Here is a 22,017-nt window from a genome sequence, read left to right as displayed (position 1 = left end):
TTTATGCTTTTTTTATATCTCTTAATTTTGGGGTGTAAATATTATTGTATAATATATACAATATGAAACAGTGAACAAAGAAAAATTTTAATACAATAATTACTGTAATTTCAATATTGTGCTTATTTATAATTCCAGTTATAACTTCAATTGTTTTTATTGAATTAATGAATACTCATAAGTTGGTTGCGGTAATAGGTTTATCTATAACAACGGGAGTAATTGTAGTAGGAATGATTATATTGTTTTCTATCGTTTACAAAAATATTAAAAACAATATAGTTATTAAAAACACACTTAACTTCCAAGCTGAAAACGAAATATCAAAATCAGGAGTTGGTGTTATTATTTTCAGTGACAGGATGAAAATGATTTGAGTATCCGACTTTATTAAAGAAAGGTTTGGAAACAAAATAATCAATAAACACGTAAAAGAGTACTTCGGTATTAGTCAATCATTGATCGATGTAAATAATTTTGAATTTACACACAATGATTATTATTACGAAATAAATTTCAATACTGAAAAAAATCTTTTACTCATTAGGGATATAACAAAAGCTAAACAAATTTACATTCAGTATGAAAAAGAAAAAATAGTATTCGGAGAATTGGACATTGATTCCATGGGTTTATATCAATCAATGTATACCGAAGAAGAAATATTCAAAATATATAACTCTGTAGTTAATGTGTTAGATGATTTAACTAAGAATTATGATTTTGTTTATCGTCGTTATTTTAACAATAGATTCTTTTTAACCACTAATAAACAAACGTTAGATAAGTTTGTTGCTAGTGATTTTAAATTCTTTACGAATATTTTGTGTAATGAATTGAGAGATAAACAATTGAGAATACCTGTATCAGTTGGTTTTGCATATGATTCGAATAAATTAGATCATTTAACCAATTTAGCTAAAAATGCCTTGATTCAATCGCAATCTCGTGGGGGTGACCAAATTACTGTATTGGACAAAAACAATAAACCTTCTTACTTTGGTTCTAAGACTGAAATAGCATTGAACATGAATAGAACAAAAATATCTTTTATTGCTAAATCAATTTTAGAAAAATTAAAATCATCAAAAATCAAGAACGTTATTATATATGGTCACAAAACAGCTGATTTAGATGCTATTGGAGCAGCTTATGCAATGCTGAAAATTGCAAGAGCACATAATAAAAAAGCATACATCCAAAACAAAACATTTGATCAAACCGCGCAAGCTACAATCAATAAATATTTAAAAAGTGAATTGGATTTATTTATAACTCCTGCTCACGCTACAAAAATGAATGGTGAAAACACTATGGTAATTATTGTTGATACAGCAGAACTGCATAGAATTGAAAATAGTAATGCCTTGTTAAACATAATGCCAGAAAACATTTTTGTTTTAGATCACCATAGAATATCTAAAACACCTGAGAAAATTTTAACAACTAACATGTATGTTGATACAGGCGCATCAAGTACTGCTGAAATAGTTACTGAGTTAGCCGTGTTCAGCCAAACTAGTCAATATATAACAGCGCAAGCTGCTCAAATGTTATTAGATGGTATTTTCATGGATACTAATAAATTTGAAAAAACCACAACTTCAAAAACTTTCAATGCTGTATCATTACTTGAAGAATGAGGGGCTTCAGCAGCGAAAAGTATTGAAACATTAAAAATGAATGAAAAAGTTCATGAAAAAGTAAAAGATATATTAAGTAATATTAAAGAAATTAAAAAAGGATATTATTTAGCCACATACGAAGGTGAAGCGGAAGGTGATGTAGTCGCAATAGCTGCAGAAGAAATTTTAAGAATCAAAGATAGAAAAGCCGCCTTTGTAATCGCAAAAATACCCGGTACTCAAAAATACAAAATGAGTGCTAGAGGAATCAAAACAAATGTTCAAATAATAGCAGAAGCTTTAAATGGTGGTGGACACTTTGCCGCCGCAGCCGCAATATCTGACGGAGAAAGCTTAGAAATATTTGAAGATAATTTAATACAAGCAATAGTGAGTGTGAAAAATGAAAGTGATATTAATTAAAGAATACAAAAAACATAAAGTAAATGAAATCATTGAAGTTAATGATGGATTTGCAAAAAACTTTTTAATAAGAAATGGATATGCACAACCTGTTAATTCATCAACATTAGCAAATCGTGAAAAAATCCTTGAAAAAATTAGTGAAAACGAGCAACACGTTTTAGAACAAGCTCAAGCATTAGCTGCTGAAATCGAAAAAGCACATTTATTTTTTGAGCTTAAGGTACACCATGATGTTGTTCATGGTTCAATAACAGCAAAAGCTATAACAAAAGAAATTTTAGCTAAACACGAAATTAAACTACCAAACCATAGTATTGATAAAGTTGTTTTAAATACAATTGGTGAACATAAAGTGTTAGTTAATTTACACCCAAAAGTTAAACCATTTTTAAAAGTAACAATATTTGAAGCAAAATAGTTAGGACAATAATGAAACCAATTAGTAATGAAGAACTGAATAATATAATTAATAATGAACTGCCTTTAATGGGTATATTTTTAACATCCCCTAATGCTTATCATTCAGTTGCTGAGATGTTAAAAACAGATATATTTTATATACCCGCAAATAAAATATTGTACGAAGCTATTGAGTATACGAGTGTGGAATATCCTGATTACAATATTTCGCAAATTATTGACTATTTAACAACAACACAAAACATCAATAGCATTAAATATACTTATAACGGGGAAGAGTTTAAAGGCATTGACTATTTACAATTATTGATCGATAACAAAGGTATTTACAAGGATACCAGTTCTTATTTACAAGTATTAATTGGCTATGCTAAAAAAAGAGAGTTACAAAGAATCATTGATTATACATTACTGAAAATTGAAAACACTAAAGACATTGGTGATGTTATTAATGAGTTACAACTTAAATTAATTGACATTGATCTAAGTGATACTAATGTTGAGTTCGAACACATTAAAGATGTAGCTAAAGAAAGTCTTCATTTAATGGATATGCGTCAACAGTTAGGAGATTCAAGTTCATTAAAATTTGGTTACCCTCAATTGGATGCATTAACGCTAGGATTTAATCCGGGGGATTTAGTCATTTTGGCAGCTAGACCTTCTATGGGTAAAACTGCGTTTGCTTTAAATATAGCCTCTAAAGTAGCAAAACAAGGTAAATCAGTATTATTTTTTAGCCTTGAGATGTCTAATGTTCAATTGGTTGAAAGAATTATTTCTTCTGAAAGTAGTGTTCCATTATCAAAAATTAAAAAAGGAGAATTTCACCTTAACGACCGTGACAGTATCGATATAGCATCAAAAAATATGGAAATGTGAAAAATGTTTTTAAATGACAAATCATCATTGAACATATCTGACTTATTAGTACTGGCTCGCCGTTTCAATCAAGGTAAGAAATTGGATTTAGTTATTGTTGACTATTTACAACTAGTCACAGATTCAAAAAGTTCAGGAGATAACAGACAATTGGAAGTATCAAAAATATCGCGTTCCCTAAAACAATTAGCGCGTGAAATTGGTTGTCCAGTTATTGCCCTAAGCCAATTATCACGTAAACTTGAACAACGTGAAGATAAACAGCCAATGCTTTCGGACTTGCGTGAATCAGGAGCTATTGAGCAAGATGCTGACGCGGTTATGTTTTTATATCGTCCAGATTATTACAATAAAAAATACAAAGGGGATGATGCTGTTCAAACTGAAGATGATTATGAACAAATGACTGTCTCTAACTATGGTCCAACTTCAGAAACTATTGTAATTGTTGCAAAAAACCGTAACGGTGCAACTGGAGCCACAAAAGTTTATTTTGCGCCAGCATGTAACTATTTCTTTGAAAATAAAGAATAGATAAAGGAGGGATATGAATCAAAATAAACAACAAAAAAAAATCTATGAAAAAATTCTGAAAATCTCTCAAAGCGAGGAGTGAAAAAGAGTTTACAATCCATACAATGTTAATTTTTTAAATGTATGAAAAAAATTCCCCAAAAAACTGTTTTTAATTTTTGTCAGCGCCTTTATTTTCAATATAGGTGTTGCTACTTTTCTTTCCAAGGCGGCCGTTGTTGCCACGGGTACATCTTCATTAGCTCAGATTTTTACTTTCACCTTTGACATTGATAGATATTTTGGATATATCTATGTAGCAATTAATATCCCAGTTATTGCTGCTTTTTGACGTAAGAATCCACGATTGTTTATGGTATTGACTTGTTATTGACTACTATTTCAAGTATTGAGTCAATTGATACTAGGTGAAATAAGTGTAATTAATCACTTTTTAAAAGAAACAGTAACAATATACACTCCTGAAGGTGCTAAATATTGAGATGCATTCTCTTTAGAAAAAAGTAATGGAGCATATTACGATGGTCAAACGTGACCAATAATTGTTTACTGTATTATCGGAGGATTATTAGACGGATTTGCCGCTGCAATCGCTTGAAAAGTTGGTGGTTGTGTTGCTGGCTCAAACGTTATTGTTTATTACATTTCGAGAGTTAAAAAATTATCAGTAGGTAAAACAGCGTTTATTGTTGCCATGGCTTTTGCTGTCTTTTCTATTTGTGTTACTGGAACATTGGAAATATTTGACAAAATTCCATCGCGTCCTTGACAAAAAACAATTGATATAAATCACAATAACCCTACTACCAGATTTATTGTAAGGTTAATTTGTACTGTTTTATATATTGGTGTATATACATTTGTAATTGATCGAATGTATCCAAAATACAAAAAAGTTAAATTAGAAATATATAGTTCAAAAATTGAAAGTATTACTGAACACTTTAAAAAAATTAATTATCACCATGCCCACAATATTTACTACGGTGTAAGTGGCTTTACACACTTAACATACGGTCGTATTGAAACTATTACTTTATTCCTTGAAAAAGACTGAGTTATTGCGCAAGTGAAAGCGGTTGATCCAAAAGCGTGAATCAACACTATGCCAATAACTGAAGTGCAAGGGAATTTTGACACATCATTTATAGATTAAATTAAATAAAAATAATTATTTAGTGTAATATATTTATTATTACATATACAGAGGCAAAAATGAAACCAAAAAAATTATCCAGAAAAGCAAAGGTTATTGACTTAACAGACATCAATAGATACAACTTAAATTGTTTAAATATTTGAGTAAAACAACCCAAAAAATTATTTTGAATGTTTGTGTCTGCTTTTATCTTTAACTTTGGAATAGCAACTTTCCTAGTGAAAGCTGGTACTGTAGCATCTGGTACAAGTTCATTAATTCAACTTATAACCTATTCAGTAGAAGTTGTAAGAAAATATTTTGCCGTATTGTATTTACTAATTAATTTACCATTTGTCATTTGATTTTGGAAAAAGAATAATCGACAGTTTATGTTGTTGACATTGTATTGATTATTATTCCAAATTGTATCTGAATTCTTTTTTAATGGTATAAACTCTAATCAACCTTATATAATTCGAGATTGATTGAAAAACGACTTCTCCATTTACTATATTAAATATTCATTAAATGGACAAAAAGAAGCTTGAACATTATATCCAAGTGGTACATGAAATGGATTGAGTAATTTATCGATTAATACTGAAGTTGTTGGTAAATGAGAAAACTGAACTTTAATTGAAGATGTTGTTGAAAACGGACAAATCAAATATGCTAAAGGATTAAGCGGTTGAGTAGAATTTGCAAAAATCAACCCAAGTATGAATATCATTCAATCAGATGTTCCTAACTTAAGCGGGACATGAAATGGATTGAGCAATTTATCAATCAACACTAAAGTTGTTGGTAAATGAGAAAACTGAACTTTAATTGAAGACATTGTTGAAAACGGACAAATCAAATATGCTAAAGGATTAAGAGGTTGAACATCATTTGCCAAAATAAATCCTTACATGAACGTTTCTAAAGCTACTTGACCAATTGTAATATACACGCTATTGGGAGGAATTTTAGGTGGACTAAGTGCTGCAATCGCTTGAAAACACGGCGGTTCAACAGCGGGCAGTGATGTATTTATTTACTACATTTCAAAAATTAAAAAAGCATCAGTGGGTCGTGTTGGATTCTTCATTTCTTGTTGTTTTGCAGGATTTAGTATTATAAACATTGGAATATTAGAGTGTACAGGGTTGGTTAATGATCACCCATGAGATATGAGTTTATTTATTGTTCGTGCTATGTCAACTATTGTTTATATAACGGTTTATAATTTAATCATTTCATTAATTTATCCAAAATATAAAAAAATACGTATTGAAATTCATACTCAAAAAATTGATGAAGTAAGCCAGCATTTAAAAGCTATCAATTATTGACACTCATGAAATATTATCGACAAAGAATCGGGTTACTCTGGAGATCGTGGTAGAAAAATTGAAACTATTGCACTATTCTTGGAACAAAATGAAATAATAAAAGAAGTGAAAAAAATAGATCCAAACGCATGAATCAATATTCTTCCAACATTAAATATTCACGGTAACTTTAATACACAAAAAATAGATTAATAAAAACTCTGCACTAAGGCAGAGTTTTTTAACATTAATCTATGCTTTGTTTTCAATACTACAACATGAATCAGTAGTGTTCGATCCTTCTTCTTTCAGCGACAAGATTCTATTTAAATGTCTACCACCTTCAAACTCGGTGGTGTATCATTGATCAAACATTTCTAGGGCTTGATCTAAAGTTACTTGTCTACCGCCAAAAACTAATACATTAGCATCGTTGTGTAATTTGGCTAGCCGCGCATCTTCAACTGAAGTTACACGCGCTGCTCGAATGTGATTGAAACGATTTAATGCATATGAAATACCTAAACCAGTTCCACAAATACCAATGCCTTTTACTGGATTTTCTGAATCACTATTTAGTGCTTTCGCAAGTTTAAATCCGTAGTCTACATAACTTACGCTATCAGTTGCGTTTTTAGCCCCTAAATCAATCACATTAAATCCCCTTAATGTAAGTGCTTGACATAATTGATCTTTTAATTGAAACCCGGCATGATCACTAGCCAATGCTATTGTATATTGTTTATCATTGTTATTTTTTTTCATATTATAATTTTATCATTTATTTATTATTTTAGACGCACGTAAAAGAACGTTGTTGTCCAAGTCTATAACTGCGCTAGCATCCTGACTCATAGGTCCAAAATCATTAAAATTTACCAATTGTGTAAACTCTTTCTTTGCGATTTCAATAGATTCAATAGCAGGATGACCCGATACGTTGCAACTAGTTACATAAAAAGGTCCTTTTTCTAATAAAAAGTTTCTCAATGAATTATTATCAGGAATTCGATAACCTTGTTGGTTAATAATAAAAGACACTGCTCCTGGTCAGTATTTATTTAATATATTTTTTTGTTCATTGGTTATATTCTCCAATGCATATAGTTGCTCTATGTTTGCTAACAAAATGATTATTTTTTTACTGCAATCACGTTGCTTTAAATCGTATATCAGCTCTAAGGATTTTTTGTCTTTAATTGAACAACCCATACCTAAAACTGTATCTGTAGTAAAAACGTGTATGTTTTCAAATTTATTTTTCATCATGTTTAAATTATATTATTCGTATAAACATTTTTTTGTTTAAAATAATAATATGCCTGAATTACCAGAAGTAAAAGTTGTTATTAAAGCACTTAAACAAAAAATATTAAATAAATCTATAAAAAACATTGAAATATATAAAGAAAAATTATTGAAAGAATTGAATGTACATCAATTCAAAAAAGAACTCATTGGTAAACAAATAATGAATATTACTAATGTTGGTAAATTTATTGTATTTGAGCTAACTAATGAACTCATTATGATTTCTCATTTAAGAATGGAAGGAAAATACAAATTCTATCTTCAAAAAACTGAACCGGAAAAACATTCGCATATTGTGTTTCAGTTCACTGATAATTGTGAATTACATTATAATGATTCAAGAATGTTTGGTACATTTCATTTAAGAACAAAACAAGATTATTTACTAACTAAACCGTTAAATAAAATTGCCCCGGTTCCTGATTTGGTGGATGTTCAATTTTTATTTAACAAGATTAAAAAATCTTCAGTAGCTATAAAGACTACAATACTAAAACAAGAGTTGATAGCGGGTATTGGAAATATATATGCAGACGAATGTTTATTTGCTTCACGTATTCACCCTTTAACATCCTGCAAAAATATTACAATCGAGCAGTTAAAATCAATACTTTACAACGCCAGTGAAATAATGAATAAAAGTGAAATATTGGGCGGCAGCTCCATTAATTCTTATGAATCCTTAAATAAAAAAACGGGTGAATTTCAAAACTTTTTGCAAGTTCATACACGAGTCAATAAGCCGTGTTATGAATGCCAAACAAATATAAAAAAAATAAAGGTGAATGGTCGAGGCACATATTATTGCCCTCGGTGCCAAGGAGAAAGCAATGGACAATAAAATAACAATAGTTATTGATATGCAAAATGGTTTTGCTAAAGAAGGAAACATGTATAGCTCTCAAGTAGCGCAAATTATTCCTACAGTAAAAGAAATATTAGAAAATTCCAAACATAAATTATTTGTGCTAGATTCACATCATACTGGAGATTTAGAAATGAATTTATACCCAGAACACTGCATAGCGGGCACATGAGAAGCCGATGTTGTGGATGAATTAGCAGAATATTTAAATCAGGAAAATACTTACAGCGTGACCAAGAATATTACTAATGCATTTTTTGATATTCCAGGTGATTTGTGAGAAAAATATGAAATTTTTGAATTTGTTGGTTGTTGTACTGATATTTGTGTATTACAATTATTATTGACAGTAAAATCTTATTTTAATAAAAGAGAAGTAACAAAACCATTAATAGTTTATTCAAATGCAACAGCAACATATGATGACGAAAATCATAATGCTGAAGAATTTAAAAAATATGCATTAGCTATTATGGAACAAAGCGGTATAGAGGTTAAAGAATGAAAAAAATAGATCTACATGGTTTAGATATACAAGAAGTAACATCAAAAGTATTAAACGCAATATATTCTTTAAATAATTCGAACGACGACAGTGTTGAGTTGATAACTGGTAAAGGAACTGGCGCTTTAAAATTAAGAGTCGAAGAATTACTAGATGAAGAAGGTGTTGACTGAGATTATTACAACGCTGATGGAACAAGCTTTATTGTATATAAAACATACGATGATGAATATTAATTAAAATCTATACAAAAAACGTCGTTTCCCTTGAAACGAACGTTATTTTTTTATTCTTAATTTCTTTTTAAATCAGCTGATTGTATCTTTTCGTGTCACGAAATAAATTAAATTAAATACAACAACAATCAATAAACATATAGAACCAAGAGCAAGGCTTCAAGCTTGGAAATTACCTTCGTATAATTGAGTCCCTAAAGTTTCAGTATTGGAAACAATCCGAGTAATAATGAAGTCATCAAAAGATAAAATCATTGCAATAACGAATACAAAACATATTGAACCGCGCATGTATACCAAATAAGTTTTGAATCATGTTTTTATTTTTGAGTAACCTAGATCTTGGCTAGCTTCCATTATATTTTTATTGAATTTATCTGACTTAGGTAACATAATCATGATTGCATAAGGCAATATAACGACAGCATGAGATACAATAACTCTACCAAAACCTTCATTGGTTGCCTTTAATATTCCAAAAAATGTTGTCAATACTATAGCTAATGTTAAACCAGTTACTACTTCAGAATTTATTAAAGGGATATTAGACGTTCCTTGAACAAATTTTCTGGCTCGTTTATTTTTTTGTCTTCATAAAGCAAAAACAGTCAGTAAGGATAATACAATAACAATTAAACTAGTGCACAAACCTATTAATAATGAATTAACAAATGCGTTTGAGTGTTTGGCTGAGAACAATTCACTATATCCTTCAGTAGTTCAGTCATTGAATGTTGTTACACTAAAAATTCCTTTTTCACTGGGTTTGTTAAATGAATAAAATGTTCCAAAAACAAGTGGTGCATAAAATAATAATAAAATTATCGGTATATATGAAAGTTTGATGATTTTCTTAAATTTATTCATCCCTACCGCCTTTGTAATAATATTTATTTAATAAATAGGGACCAATATGAAATAAACCGTAAATGAACATTAATAATATCATTGTAATTAAAACAAGAGTAGAAGCTTTAGCTAAATCAAATGGGTTTGAAGAGTTACCAAAATTGTTGATTAAATTACCAGCTAATTGTACTTGACTTCCATTGGGCAGCATTTTATCACTTATTACAATAGAAGTAGCAGTAATTAAAAATACCGCAGAAAACCCACTAATAATAGCTTTTAATGAATAAGGTACAACCACTTTAAATACTGTGTTAAGTTTTGAGTGTCCTAAGTCTTGACTAGCTTCCACAATGTTTTTAGGCATATCTTTTAAAACAAGGTATAAGGGCATAATTACAAATGGAAGATATAAATACACAACACCCAAAATCATAAATAATTCATTATTCAAATATTTCTCATCAAACAAAGCACTGAATAAACCCCTAATAGCTAAAGCTTTAGAAATAGTGAATACCATTAAAGGCGATAATATTAAACTCAATCCAATGTTTTTTTGTGTTTGGGTTTTTGCATTTGTTAGTAAATACGTGTAAGGGAACCCAATTAATATACAAATAATTCCTCCTGCAAATCCCGTTCATACTGAACGTCACATTATTTGTCAAGTGGTTGGCGAGTAAGCAATGTTTCAATTTGATAATTCACCATTAATTGGTGTGAATGCTTTTATAATTACTAAAACTAAGGGAAGTATTATAAAAAATAATGCGAAAAATAAATATGGTGTCAACAATGACTTTCGACCATTTAATCCGCACTTAGCAATTATTGATTTTATAAAAATTAAACTTGCTCGTTTTTTCATTCCTTTTTATCTTTCTTCATTAAATGTATGGCATCAGTGTCTCAAGTTAAGTACACATTTTGACCAATTTCAAATTTATTGATTGTTTCAACGTAAACAATTTTACCGTTTACTTCAACATCAATAAAATGGTAACTTCCTTTGTATACTGATTTTTTAACAACACCTTCTAATTTGGCATTAGTTTTGTTTTTAGATATAACAATATCTTCTGGTCTGATTAAAGCATCTAATTTTTCTCCTGCTTTAAATTCAGTGTGAATAGTTTTAAAATTTTTATTTAAAAACGACACTTTATTCTTTTGAACAAATGTAGCATCGAAGAAATTACCATCTCCAATAAAATTAGCTACTCATTTGTTTTTTGGGAAATCATACAGTTGAACTGGATCTGTATATTGTTCCACTTGTCCATCACGAATTACAGCGATTCTATCACTTAATTCTAGCGCCTCATCACGGTCGTGAGTAACAAATATGAATGTTAGTTTTAATTTTTTTTGGATACTTCTTAATAAACCTTGCATTTTTTCACGTATTTTAGCATCCAATGCACTTAGGGGTTCATCCAATAAAAGTATTTTAGGACTTATAACTAAAGAACGAGCAAGTGCAACACGTTGTTTCATACCCCCACTCAGTGACGATATTGGTTTTTGTTCATTACCTTCCAGTCCTACCAGTTTAATGATTTCAGCAACTTTTTCATCCATTTCTTTGTTAGAAATTTTTCTTGTTAAATATCTTTTTTCGAATGCTTCAGTTTTTAAATCAACATAGTTTTCTCAGTATGAATATTGAAAATCACTGTCGTCGATTCATGATCGTAATCTTTTTCTTTTGCGTGATGATAATTTAATTTTTTTATTATCCAATGTGTGTTCATATTCTTCAATAGTTTTGTCTAAAAATGCCATTTTTTCTTTAGCGTGTTTTTTTCATGTTTCTTGTTTTTTTAATAATCTTGTTTTTAAAATTTTTGAAACATTATCTTTAGGCATACGTTGTAAACGCAATCCATATTTAATGTTATTTTCTACATTTAAATGAGGGAATAGTGCGTAATCTTGAAAAATGGTTGACACGTCACGTTTGTGTGGAGATAAATCCTTGATATCCTTACCGTCGAATTTAACTTCACCACGAGTTGTTCATTCAAAACCACCAATGATTCTTAGAATTGTAGTTTTTCCAGACCCAGAAGGTCCTAATAGAGTAATAAATTCACCGCGCTCAATGTTTAAATTAACATTATTTAGCACAGTTTTTGTATCGTATTCTTTAACAACATCCACTAGTTCAATAATTGGATGTTGTTTTTTCGTTGTCTTTTTCATTGTTTTTTTTATGCTGTCTGTTGACATTATTATTGCCTCCTTATGAGTGTGTTGATTCAAAGTATTTTTCAATAATTTGAGTTCTTGTTTTGTCATTTATAGGTTTATATATTTGATAATTAATTTGTTTATTTTTATTAATTTGAAAAATATTCATTGCCTTTTTATTTACTGATTTATTTTGATTTAAAAAGTAATAGTCGTTTAAGAATTTGTATATGCCATTAAATGTTGTTGTGTAATTCAATATGTCAAAATTTTGAATAGTTCACAAAAAATCAAATGTTTTAAATTCGTTGTAATTTTTTGAATAAAAATCATCATTAATTTCGTTTATTGATTTAATCGAATGATCTTCATTAAACAATTGTTTTTTTAATTGATTTGAATCTATGTTTTTATCTTTTTCTTTAATAAGTTTCAGTACATTTTCATAATATTTTGTCACTAACTGCTCGTACGATAAATTGATTGAATCGAAAACAGTATCTCTTAAATCATGTAATAAAGAATTTGAGTCTTCGTCATTAACTTCTTTCGAAATTATTCAAGCATCAATCAGTAACATATTGTTTTTAGGTTTAATATAATCAATATTTTCACCATCTTTTAATTGCGTAAAATTGTCATGTGAATTGAATGCGTCCAACACATCACCGTTATACATCAGCGCAACGTCTAATTTATTGGGTTTGGGGTCAATTAAATCATTAACTAATTCAAAACCGTTAGTTGCTAATTTATTAATTGAGGAATCAGTGAATGTACCACCGGTGCATTCTTTAATTAATTGATTCATATTATTTAAAATGGAATCAATATTTGAATTATTTATTTCTTCAAGACCATTTTTAGTAAATTGACCATTTTTATTTTCGATGTCATAAAACTGTCCAAGCATTAAATTGTCGTAAAAACTATTAGTTCAACCAAAATGTTTATAACCATTTTCTTTTAATGTTTTATAAATATTAGTTCAATTATCGTTTTTTAATTTTTCTAAATCAAACAAATTAATATGTTTACGATAATTTTTATTAACGTTAAATGCAACAACTTTATCTTGAATAAAATATGGTACTAAAAATTCATAAAATAAATCTATTCCTTCGATATTATCGACTTCAAATCCAATTATATTTTCATCAGTTTTAGGTTTGTTTGATTTGTAATATAAATATGGTTTAAAATTTGTGGTTTCGTTATTAACAACGTTTTCAGGATTTATTTTTTTAATTTGTTCAATTATTCATTTTTGATATTTTTCGATATGTTCATTGACCACTGGTGTGAATTTTGATTCAATAATTTTTTTACGAGATTCAATGTTATTTTTATCTGGTAAATCGTCAAACAAAATATCGTAATTTATTTTTTTTAATTTACCCTTTAAAGTCAAATTAGCAATTTGAAAGTCACTTCCAACTCCACCTACGGTTTTGCCTTGGTGTATCGCTCTTGTAAATTCATTTATTTCTCCAAATACTCTGTAAGAATATCTTTTGTTTAGCATGTTAATTATTGGTTTTGATAAATAAGATTCATAATTGTAAATACTTACTCTATACGGTGTTTGAATTTTTAACGCTATAACACCACTCAAACCAACAGACATTAGTAGTAAAAATAAAAAAACAAATAAAGCTTTAACACTTTTAAAAAGTGAAAATTTTTGTTTTTTCATTAGTAACCTAATCATTTCAATTGTTCGGGATTGTCTACTCAGTTTTTATTAACCTTAACTCTTACTTCCAAATGAATTTTGTTATCAAATTGTGCCATAAGTTTTTGACGTGCATTCATTGATATTTTTTTAATCATAGAACCTTTTGTTCCAACTAATATACCTTTTTGACTTTCTCTTTTAACGTGAATTGTTGCTTTAATTGTGAAAGGCATACCTTCACCTGGTTCTGTAAATTCGTCCACAGTTACTGCAATTGAATGCGGTAACTCTTCACGTAAATTCAAGATTGCTACCTCACGAATCGTTTCTTTAACCATGAATCTCATTGATACGTCTGTGTAATAATCAGGGTCATACAACGGTTCGGAATCGTCGTTTTTATCCGCGTATTCATGCTTGATTAAGTTTAATAAATCAGTGTATGTTGAATCGTAATTCATTCCTACACCCAGTACGGATTGAAAACCTAAAGCTTTTAATTCGTTAGCTCTAATACCAGCGTCCTCGCGGTTTGATAAATCCATTTTTGTAATAACAGCAATTTTATTTTTGTAAGATTTTAATTTTTCAATTATAAACTTATCTCCACGTCAAATTTCTTCGTTCGCAGGTTGCAAGAATAAAATTAAATCCGCATCGTCCAATGCGTTTAATGCTGCAGTATTTAATCTTTCGTTAAATATCGAGGGTGCTTTGTGGATACCTGGTGTATCTGTAAAAATCAATTGATATTTAGAATCACTATAAATTCCTTTAATTTGGTCTCTTGTTGTCTGTGCTACATTGGTAACTATTGCTAAATCGTAATCAATCAATTTATTTAGCAATGTACTTTTACCAACATTTGGTCTTCCGATAATTGCTATTGTACAAACTTTCATATTAATACCTATCTACCTATATTCATTTTTTTCATAATGTTGTCAACGTGAGAATTCATAATTTTTTCCTCTTCGGGAGTTAAATGATCAAACCCAAATAAATGAGCAATCCCATGACAAAAAATGTAGCAATATTCTCTTTTAATTGTATGACCGTATGTTTTAGCTTGTTCTTTAATTTTTTCATAAGAAATCAATAACTGACCAAGTGGTCTAGTGTCTAATAATGTAACCACACCTTCATATTCAATTGGAAAAGAAAGTATATCAGTAGGTTTATCTTTGTTTCTATATTCCAAATTGTACTGATGAATGCTTTCGTTGTCCATTAATACAAGATCGACCTCAATGTTTTTTTTAGATTTAAATTCCTTCTGTGCAAAATCTAATATTTGTTTAAATTCTTTTAGATATCTAAATTGATAATTTGTTTCATTTGTGAAAAGTAGTTTATTCATATTGTTTTATTATAAAACATAATAAAAATTATCTAGTAAAAATAAAAAATAACTATAGTTATTTACTGATATAAATATTGAAACGTTTTTTAATTTGAAAATATTCAACAAATCTGAATATTTTACCTTCAATAATCATTGATTTTTATCGAATGGCTTATATTGTATGATATTGGCGAAATATAATTTATCATTAATTTTTATTTGTATTTTTTGATTCAATTCTATATAGTTGCTAATGTCTTTGTTCAAGAGTAACTGATTTGTAGAATTTGAGTAACATTGTACAGGAATTTCAATTCTTTTTTCATACTGATGAAAGATTGAAAAAAGAATGAATCCAAACAATACAATACAGGCTAAAATAAATATGAAATATTCGTACTTATTGAATTGAATACAATTACAATGTGACTTTGTTTTCATTGAAAATATATCTTTCATTATGTGAAATTTCAATAACCATTTTATCTTTTAAGTAATCTTGCAGTATTGCTTTTAATTCATTAAAAATAGAAGGATGTAAATTATCAAATACTTCATCTAAAAGCACCATTTTTGGATTATGAGTAAATATTTTTAACACATTAATTAATGTTTTTTGCCCTTCTGAAAAATTATCTCCGTAGTTTTCAATACTACTGTAAAAATCAATGTTTATCTTATTAAGTAATTTATTTAATTTATATTTTTGGTCTGCAAAATATAGATTATTTTGTAATGAAACATTATTCAATGTTAGAAAATTGTAAACATTATCCGAATGAATAAAGGAGCTATTTTTAAGCAAAATGGTATTAATTCTTCATTCATCAATATTGATAGATTTTAATTCATTTCTATCCACTTTTATATTGCCATCATAATCATATAACTTGTACAATATATTAAGCAACGTACTTTTGCCGCATCCATTGTTACCGGTAATTATTGTGTGTTTGGTTAGTGTTTGTTCCTTAATATTCAGTATTTTGGTAAATTTACTAAACCCAAAAGAAAAATTTTTTAGTGTGATTTGATTGATATCGGTTAACTGAATAAAAGGTAAATTGTTTTGTTCTGTTGAAATATTCAGTACATACGATAATCTATTTTTTTGCTCTCGAATATTGTTTTTATTAGCTATTAAATCACTGATTTTATTAATTGGATCACAAATGAAATTAAATAATGTGGTAAACAAAATAACATCACCTAATTTAATTCTCTTATTAAAGATTAATAATACGCCACAATAAAATAAAATCATTGGTACTAAAGAAGTAATGAAGTTTATTAATAAATTTTTAGTACTGTTTTGGTTTTTGTATCAACGTTCTGAGAGTGTTTGACTATTTAATAATGTTGCTAATTTTTCTTGATATTTATATTTTTCATATGTCATTCTTAAACATTTAAAATTAGTTACAGCATCAATAGAGGTTTTTAAATAATCTCTATTTTTTATGATTAAATTTTCAATATTTTTTTTAATCAAAATTTTGTATGCAAGCGAAATTGAAAAAATGATTATAAAGAACAAAAAACATATTAAAAACAAATAATTATTAACATAAATTAACAATATACAAGAAAACAATAAACAAATAATATTTGAACAAACAAATATAAACACATTAGATTCATATTCTGCAATTGAACTCAAAAAAGTGAAACGTTGCAACATATCTGCTTGACTGATTTTTTCGATTTCGGCAATTTTCCCATTTAATAGTTTATGAACGAACATCTTATTAAGTTGTAAATGAATTGTTCGGTAAATTTTTTGCGACAAAATATAATTTACAAAAAATAATAAAGATTTAATCAAAGTAAGTCAAAGAAACAAAATAAGTATGTATTTTAAGTGGGTTTTTTCTTGACTGGGAATGATTTGGTCAATAATGGTTTTCATAATTTGTGAACATAATATACTAATAATAAATATCGCAATTGAAATAAATATACTAAACAACGTATATTTAACATCAAATAAACACACATCAGTTTTTCGATGTTTAATGCTTAAATAAGAATAATTAGGATCAGCTTTCACGGTCATAATAACGTCCATGTATCAGTTTTGAAATTCGTTCAATGTTACTTTCATTCTGCCTTTAATAGGGTCTAAAAGTATTATAAAATTATCGTTTTTACTTAAAATAATTGAATAATGCAATCTATTATCTATTTTTAAAATAGTCAATAAAGGTTCACTTAATTTTAAATTTAAAAAGCTTTGGTAATCTCCTTCTAATATATCTATAAATAAACCAAAATGTTTAGCACACTCTTGTAAATCTAATAGATTAATGCCGCCATTTGAGTAATTGGCCGTTGTTTTAAAAAAGTTTAAATCCAATCATTTATGATGATACTTTTTATAAAAAGACTGTAAACATACAATTCCACAATCTTTTTCATCATTTTGTTTTTTTATTCTCATATAAATAAAAGTAAAAAAAAGTGAGCAATGCTCAATTTTTTTAAAAACTTTTTACTAATTCATTAATTTTGTCTTCGTATAAATCAACTACTTGTTGAGGTGTTAATTTAATTTTATCTTCTAATTTTACTCCATCAATTAAAAGAGATTCAACAACCTCAGCTCCAACGAATTTAAATGTACCTTCTAAATATTTTACGTGATTTCCTCATAAATATCATCCATATGGAGCTCCTTGAGTAGCTAAAATTTGTACTTTTAAATGAGTTAAAAGACCAATAGCGTCTCCTTTTTTTGAATATTTATAACTGAAAGTTTTATTAGCTACAAGTACATGATCTAAAAAGTTTTTTAGTAATGAACTAACATTAAAGTTAATCATTGGTGCGGAGATAACAATTTTATCTATATTTTTTAATTCTTCGATGTATTTTTCTGAATCACCTTCATTGAAAAAACTTGAAAAATTTTCTGCGTCTATACATTTGTGAGCCATTGGTAAATCGTTTAAATTTAATATTTTAACATTGTCTTTTGGATTTAATTTTTTGTATTTTGAAATAAAAGTTTCGCTTAATTTATAAGATATTGATTGTTCAGCAGGTACTGGAGAAGAAAGTATTAATAAAACGTTTGACATGTGTGCCTCCTTATTATTTATTTATTTATTTTGATTGTTGTTTTATTGTTTGCCTCAATATTGAATGTCATTCCTAATGGAATTACTGAAAGCGGCATTGAATGTCCGAAATCTAAATTAGCAATAATCGGCATATTATTTAATTTTGTTTTTGAAGAAATTATTGAATTCAAATCATCTTTAGTGATGTTAGAGTTTTTACAAAAGCGCCCAATTAAAATACCTTTAACATATTTGAATCACGAACTTTGTGTCAATGATTCCAACATACGGTCGAAATCATCATAATTTACTGTTGATACGTCCTCAATAACTAATATTGTATCTTGATTTATTTCGGGTCAATACTCAGTACCTGGAAGTAATAATAATGTATTTAAATTACCACCAAAACTAACCCCAGTAGCTTGTCCTTTTTGTAGAGTTCATCAACCTTCATTTGTTTCTATATTTCTATTTACTTGGTCAATAAATCATAAGTCATCACTTCAGTATTCAGAAGACGATAATTCAATATTTTTAGAGTGATCTAAAAAGAATTTACTGAATTCTCTTTTTATGTATTCACTATTTTTTATCATTCCAAAGGACGAGAAATGCGGCCCATAAAATGTGGGCATATGAGTTTTAGCGGCGATTGCAGTATGTAAAATGGTAATATCGCTAAATCCTGAAAAAACTTTTGGGTTATTTTTAATTATTTCTCAATCTATATACGGCAACAATTGATTGGAATTAAATCCTCCAATGACCGTTAAAATAGCCTTTACATTTTTATCTAAAAAGGCTTCGTGTAAGTCATTAACCCTTTGTTCAATACTTGCTGAATTACGTTTTTCCTCATTGAGTACGTTTTTTCCGAATGTGACTTTAAAACCTAACTCCTCAAGTGCTTTTTTTGCGATATTGGTGTTTGTTTCACCAATTAATTTCAATGATCTTGATGGCGCAATAATTCTTATTTCATCACCCTTATTCAAGTTGTAAAAATTCATAAAAAATTCTCCTTGTTGATTTTTCTATATTATAGTTGATTAAATAATTTTAATTTTTAAAACTAACATTTATATGAACATTCACCTGTATTTGAATATAAAACAAAATATTTTGAGAATTTAATAATAATTGATTGAATAAAATGATTATTATTCTTGAGCCTATAAATTTTTAATTTATAATTAGAACTATGTACGATCACAAAAATATTGAAAAAAAATGACAAAAAATCTGAGACGAAACTAAAGCATTTAAAACTACTGAACACAATGAAAAGAAAGCATATATTTTAGATATGTTTCCGTACCCATCTGGTGCTGGTTTACACGTCGGTCACCCAGAAGGATATACCGCTACTGACATTGTTTCAAGATACAAAAGATTAAATGGCTATGATGTTTTACACCCAATTGGATGAGATGCATTCGGTTTACCTGCAGAACAATATGCTTTAAAAACTGGAAATCATCCAGCTATTTTTACTGAAAAAAATATTGAGAACTTTAAAAAACAAATTAAAATGTTAGGTTTTAGTTATGACTTTGATAAAGAAATTAACACAAGTAAACCTGAATATTATGTAACAACTCAATGAATATTTAAAGAGTTGTATAAACATGGTTTAGCCAGCATAGAAAACGTAGATGTTAACTGATGTGAAGGACTCGGAACTGTTTTAGCGAATGAAGAAGTTTTAGAAACTAAAGATGGTAAAAAAGTTTCTGAGAGAGGAAATTTCCCGGTTACTAAAAAACCAATGAAACAATGAGTTTTAAAAATTACTAAATATGCTGAAAAATTACTCGAAGGTTTAGAGGATATTGATTGAACAGATTCTTTAAAAGCTCTACAAAGAAATTGAATCGGAAAAAGTGAAGGAACTGAAATTAGTTTTTGAGTACAAGACACAAGCGAATATATTAGAGTATTTACAACTAGACCAGACACTATTTTTGGTGTTTCATATGTTTGCATAGCCCCTGAACACCCGCTTATTAATAAAATAGTTACTTCAGAACACAAAAAAGAAGTTGAAGATTTTATTGCTAAAGTTGAATTAATGTCGCAAATTGACAGAACTAATGACTCAAGAGTTAAGAACGGTGTATTTACTGGAAGCTATGTTTTACACCCAATGACTGATGAACCAATTCCAGTATACGTTGCCGATTATGTATTAGGATCATACGGAACTGGAGCTGTTATGGCTGTTCCAGCTCATGATCAAAGAGATTATGAATTTGCACAAAGATACAATTTACCAATGATTCAAGTGCTTGAGGGGGACATAAGCGAAAAAGCTATGACCGAAGACGCAAAACACATTAACTCAGAATTTTTAAATGGATTAAACATTGAAGAAGCAACTAAAAATATTAACAAATTTCTAGTTGATAATATGTATGGAAAGGTAGAAACTAAATACAAATTAAGGGACTGAATTTTTTCAAGGCAAAGATATTGAGGAGAACCATTCCCAGTACTATTTGACGAAGATGGTAAAGTGTTGCTAATTGAAGATTTAGTAGAGTTGCCAAACGCAAATAAAATTGAACCATCAGGAACCGGAGAAAGTCCGCTTGCAAATCTTAAAGATTGATTATGAGTGGAAATAGATGGCGTTAAATATCGTCACGATACGAACACAATGCCTCAATGAGCTGGTTCTAGCTGATATTTCTTAGCTTATATACTAAAAAATGAAGATGGTACATATACAAAAATAAATTCACCAGAAGCGAAAAAACGTTTTGCTAAATGATTACCAGTGGATCTTTACATCGGTGGACAAGAGCACGCAACTTTACACCTATTGTATGCAAGATTCTGACATAGATTTTTATATGACATTGGAGTTGTTACAACGAAAGAACCATTTGCTAAATTAATAAATCAAGGAATGATCTTAGGAACAGATGGTCAAAAAATGTCTAAATCATTAGGAAATGTCATTAACCCCGACGATATTGTTGAAGAATTTGGTGCTGATACATTGCGTATTTATGAAATGTTCATGGGTCCATTAACCGACACTAAAACATGAAATACAACAACCTTAAAAGGTACGCGTAAATGATTAGATCGAATTGATTCACAATTTACAAGATTATTAAACAACGAATTCACTAACGTAATTAATGAAGAATTAAATAGTGAATTACACGTTTTGATTAAAGAATTTACTGAATGTATTGAAAAATTAAAATTCAATATTGCAATTTCCAAAATGATGGTATTCATAAATTATTTAGCTAAATTAGAACAAATACCTGATACAAAATGCTTAAAAGATTTTTTAATTATGTTGTCAACATTTGCGCCTCATTTTGCTGAAGAATGATTAGAAAAATTAGGAGAAAAACAAATCCAATATCAAACATGACCTCAATTTGATGAATCTCTAATTATTGAGAAAAAAATATTTATTGGAGTACAAATAAATGGAAAAGTGAGAGGTGAATTAGGTATTGAAGAGGGATGAACTGAAGAAGATGTTATTAAAGCAGCTCAGGAAGTTCCTTCAGTTATTAAACACATTGAAAATAAACAAATAATAAAAGTTATTTATAAAGAAAACACTATATTAAATATTATTTGTAAATAAGGAGAAAAAA

20 protein-coding genes are annotated in these 22,017 nt (G+C 28.4%); 9 read left to right on the top strand and 11 right to left on the bottom strand.

The window, feature by feature from the left end:
• Positions 1 to 62 precede the first annotated feature (62 nt).
• Genes HGG69_RS00470 through HGG69_RS00450 form a run of 5 tightly spaced genes read left to right on the top strand, consistent with a single transcriptional unit; the run spans position 63 to position 6,554 of the window.
• A complete protein-coding gene (locus tag HGG69_RS00470) occupies positions 63 to 2,048 on the top strand; it encodes a GGDEF domain-containing protein (RefSeq protein WP_169604859.1) in 1,986 nt (661 codons plus the stop codon).
• A complete protein-coding gene (gene rplI, locus HGG69_RS00465) occupies positions 2,029 to 2,469 on the top strand; it encodes a 50S ribosomal protein L9 (protein WP_169604858.1) in 441 nt (146 codons plus the stop codon). Before HGG69_RS00470 ends, rplI begins: the two co-directional genes overlap by 20 nt.
• 11 nt (positions 2,470 to 2,480) lie before the next feature.
• Positions 2,481 to 3,887, top strand: coding sequence for a replicative DNA helicase (dnaB, locus tag HGG69_RS00460; protein WP_169604857.1), 1,407 nt, complete (start codon positions 2,481 to 2,483; stop codon positions 3,885 to 3,887).
• Between the two features lie 13 nt (positions 3,888 to 3,900).
• On the top strand, positions 3,901 to 5,043 hold the full coding sequence (locus HGG69_RS00455) for a YitT family protein (RefSeq protein WP_169604856.1): 1,143 nt from the start codon (positions 3,901 to 3,903) through the stop codon (positions 5,041 to 5,043).
• A 59-nt stretch (positions 5,044 to 5,102) separates the two neighbouring features.
• Positions 5,103 to 6,554, top strand: a complete 1,452-nt coding sequence (locus HGG69_RS00450) for a YitT family protein (protein WP_169604855.1) — start codon at positions 5,103 to 5,105, stop codon at positions 6,552 to 6,554.
• A gap of 39 nt (positions 6,555 to 6,593) precedes the next feature.
• Here HGG69_RS00450 and HGG69_RS00445 read toward each other — a convergent pair whose 3' ends face one another.
• Together HGG69_RS00445 and HGG69_RS00440 are read right to left on the bottom strand one after the other, a co-directional pair.
• Positions 6,594 to 7,106 (bottom strand): RpiB/LacA/LacB family sugar-phosphate isomerase, encoded by a 513-nt coding sequence (locus HGG69_RS00445; RefSeq protein WP_169604854.1) that lies wholly within the window; start codon positions 7,104 to 7,106, stop codon positions 6,594 to 6,596.
• A gap of 9 nt (positions 7,107 to 7,115) precedes the next feature.
• Positions 7,116 to 7,610, bottom strand: a complete 495-nt coding sequence (locus HGG69_RS00440) for an L-threonylcarbamoyladenylate synthase (protein WP_169604853.1) — start codon at positions 7,608 to 7,610, stop codon at positions 7,116 to 7,118.
• Between the two features lie 49 nt (positions 7,611 to 7,659).
• Here HGG69_RS00440 and mutM point away from each other — a divergent pair, with 49 nt between their 5' ends.
• The 3 genes from mutM to HGG69_RS00425 are packed head-to-tail and all read left to right on the top strand — an operon-like array spanning position 7,660 to position 9,258.
• Positions 7,660 to 8,493 carry a DNA-formamidopyrimidine glycosylase gene (gene mutM / locus HGG69_RS00435; protein WP_169604852.1) on the top strand — a complete coding sequence of 278 codons (834 nt, stop codon included), beginning with the start codon at positions 7,660 to 7,662 and terminating at the stop codon, positions 8,491 to 8,493.
• The gene (locus HGG69_RS00430) at positions 8,483 to 9,031 is read left to right on the top strand and encodes a cysteine hydrolase family protein (RefSeq protein ID WP_169604851.1); all 549 of its coding nucleotides are present in this window, start codon (positions 8,483 to 8,485) and stop codon (positions 9,029 to 9,031) included. Before mutM ends, HGG69_RS00430 begins: the two co-directional genes overlap by 11 nt.
• On the top strand, positions 9,019 to 9,258 hold the full coding sequence (locus HGG69_RS00425) for a Smr/MutS family protein (protein WP_169604850.1): 240 nt from the start codon (positions 9,019 to 9,021) through the stop codon (positions 9,256 to 9,258). The genes HGG69_RS00430 and HGG69_RS00425 overlap by 13 nt, the downstream gene beginning before the upstream one ends.
• Positions 9,259 to 9,300: 42 nt before the next feature.
• On the opposite strand, the gene HGG69_RS00420 is transcribed toward HGG69_RS00425, so the two are convergent.
• The 9 genes from HGG69_RS00420 to HGG69_RS00380 all read right to left on the bottom strand — a co-directional run bounded on the left by HGG69_RS00420 (position 9,301) and on the right by HGG69_RS00380 (position 19,401).
• Positions 9,301 to 10,125 carry an ABC transporter permease gene (locus HGG69_RS00420; protein ID WP_169604849.1) on the bottom strand — a complete coding sequence of 275 codons (825 nt, stop codon included), beginning with the start codon at positions 10,123 to 10,125 and terminating at the stop codon, positions 9,301 to 9,303.
• The gene (locus tag HGG69_RS00415) at positions 10,118 to 10,978 is read right to left on the bottom strand and encodes an ABC transporter permease (protein WP_169604848.1); all 861 of its coding nucleotides are present in this window, start codon (positions 10,976 to 10,978) and stop codon (positions 10,118 to 10,120) included. The genes HGG69_RS00420 and HGG69_RS00415 overlap by 8 nt, the downstream gene beginning before the upstream one ends.
• Entirely contained in the window at positions 10,957 to 12,315 is a 1,359-nt protein-coding gene (locus HGG69_RS00410) for an ABC transporter ATP-binding protein (RefSeq protein WP_169604847.1), read from the bottom strand. Before HGG69_RS00410 ends, HGG69_RS00415 begins: the two co-directional genes overlap by 22 nt.
• A 40-nt stretch (positions 12,316 to 12,355) precedes the next feature.
• On the bottom strand, positions 12,356 to 13,999 hold the full coding sequence (locus tag HGG69_RS00405; RefSeq protein WP_169604846.1) for a hypothetical protein: 1,644 nt from the start codon (positions 13,997 to 13,999) through the stop codon (positions 12,356 to 12,358).
• The gene (era, locus tag HGG69_RS00400) at positions 13,999 to 14,883 is read right to left on the bottom strand and encodes a GTPase Era (protein WP_169604845.1); all 885 of its coding nucleotides are present in this window, start codon (positions 14,881 to 14,883) and stop codon (positions 13,999 to 14,001) included. The genes HGG69_RS00405 and era overlap by 1 nt, the downstream gene beginning before the upstream one ends.
• 8 nt (positions 14,884 to 14,891) lie before the next feature.
• Positions 14,892 to 15,341 carry an rRNA maturation RNase YbeY gene (gene ybeY, locus HGG69_RS00395; RefSeq protein ID WP_169604844.1) on the bottom strand — a complete coding sequence of 150 codons (450 nt, stop codon included), beginning with the start codon at positions 15,339 to 15,341 and terminating at the stop codon, positions 14,892 to 14,894.
• A gap of 403 nt (positions 15,342 to 15,744) precedes the next feature.
• On the bottom strand, positions 15,745 to 17,766 hold the full coding sequence (locus HGG69_RS00390) for an Mbov_0121 family peptidase domain-containing ABC transporter (protein ID WP_169604843.1): 2,022 nt from the start codon (positions 17,764 to 17,766) through the stop codon (positions 15,745 to 15,747).
• 40 nt (positions 17,767 to 17,806) lie between these two features.
• Positions 17,807 to 18,406, bottom strand: a complete 600-nt coding sequence (locus HGG69_RS00385; RefSeq protein WP_169604842.1) for an FMN-dependent NADH-azoreductase — start codon at positions 18,404 to 18,406, stop codon at positions 17,807 to 17,809.
• Positions 18,407 to 18,423: 17 nt separating this feature from the next.
• The gene (locus tag HGG69_RS00380; protein WP_169604841.1) at positions 18,424 to 19,401 is read right to left on the bottom strand and encodes a S66 family peptidase; all 978 of its coding nucleotides are present in this window, start codon (positions 19,399 to 19,401) and stop codon (positions 18,424 to 18,426) included.
• A 191-nt stretch (positions 19,402 to 19,592) separates the two neighbouring features.
• Here HGG69_RS00380 and leuS point away from each other — a divergent pair, with 191 nt between their 5' ends.
• Complete coding sequence (gene leuS, locus HGG69_RS00375) at positions 19,593 to 22,007, top strand: leucine--tRNA ligase (RefSeq protein ID WP_169604840.1); 2,415 nt, start codon at positions 19,593 to 19,595, stop codon at positions 22,005 to 22,007.
• The last annotated feature ends 10 nt before the right edge of the window (positions 22,008 to 22,017 follow it).

It is taken from the genome of Mycoplasma phocoenae (assembly GCF_012934855.1).
In the GTDB taxonomy this organism is placed as follows: domain Bacteria; phylum Bacillota_I; class Bacilli_A; order Mycoplasmatales; family Metamycoplasmataceae; genus Metamycoplasma; species Metamycoplasma phocoenae.
The sequence above is the reverse complement of the archived record's forward strand: the minus strand, read 5'-3'. Positions and strand labels throughout refer to the sequence as shown.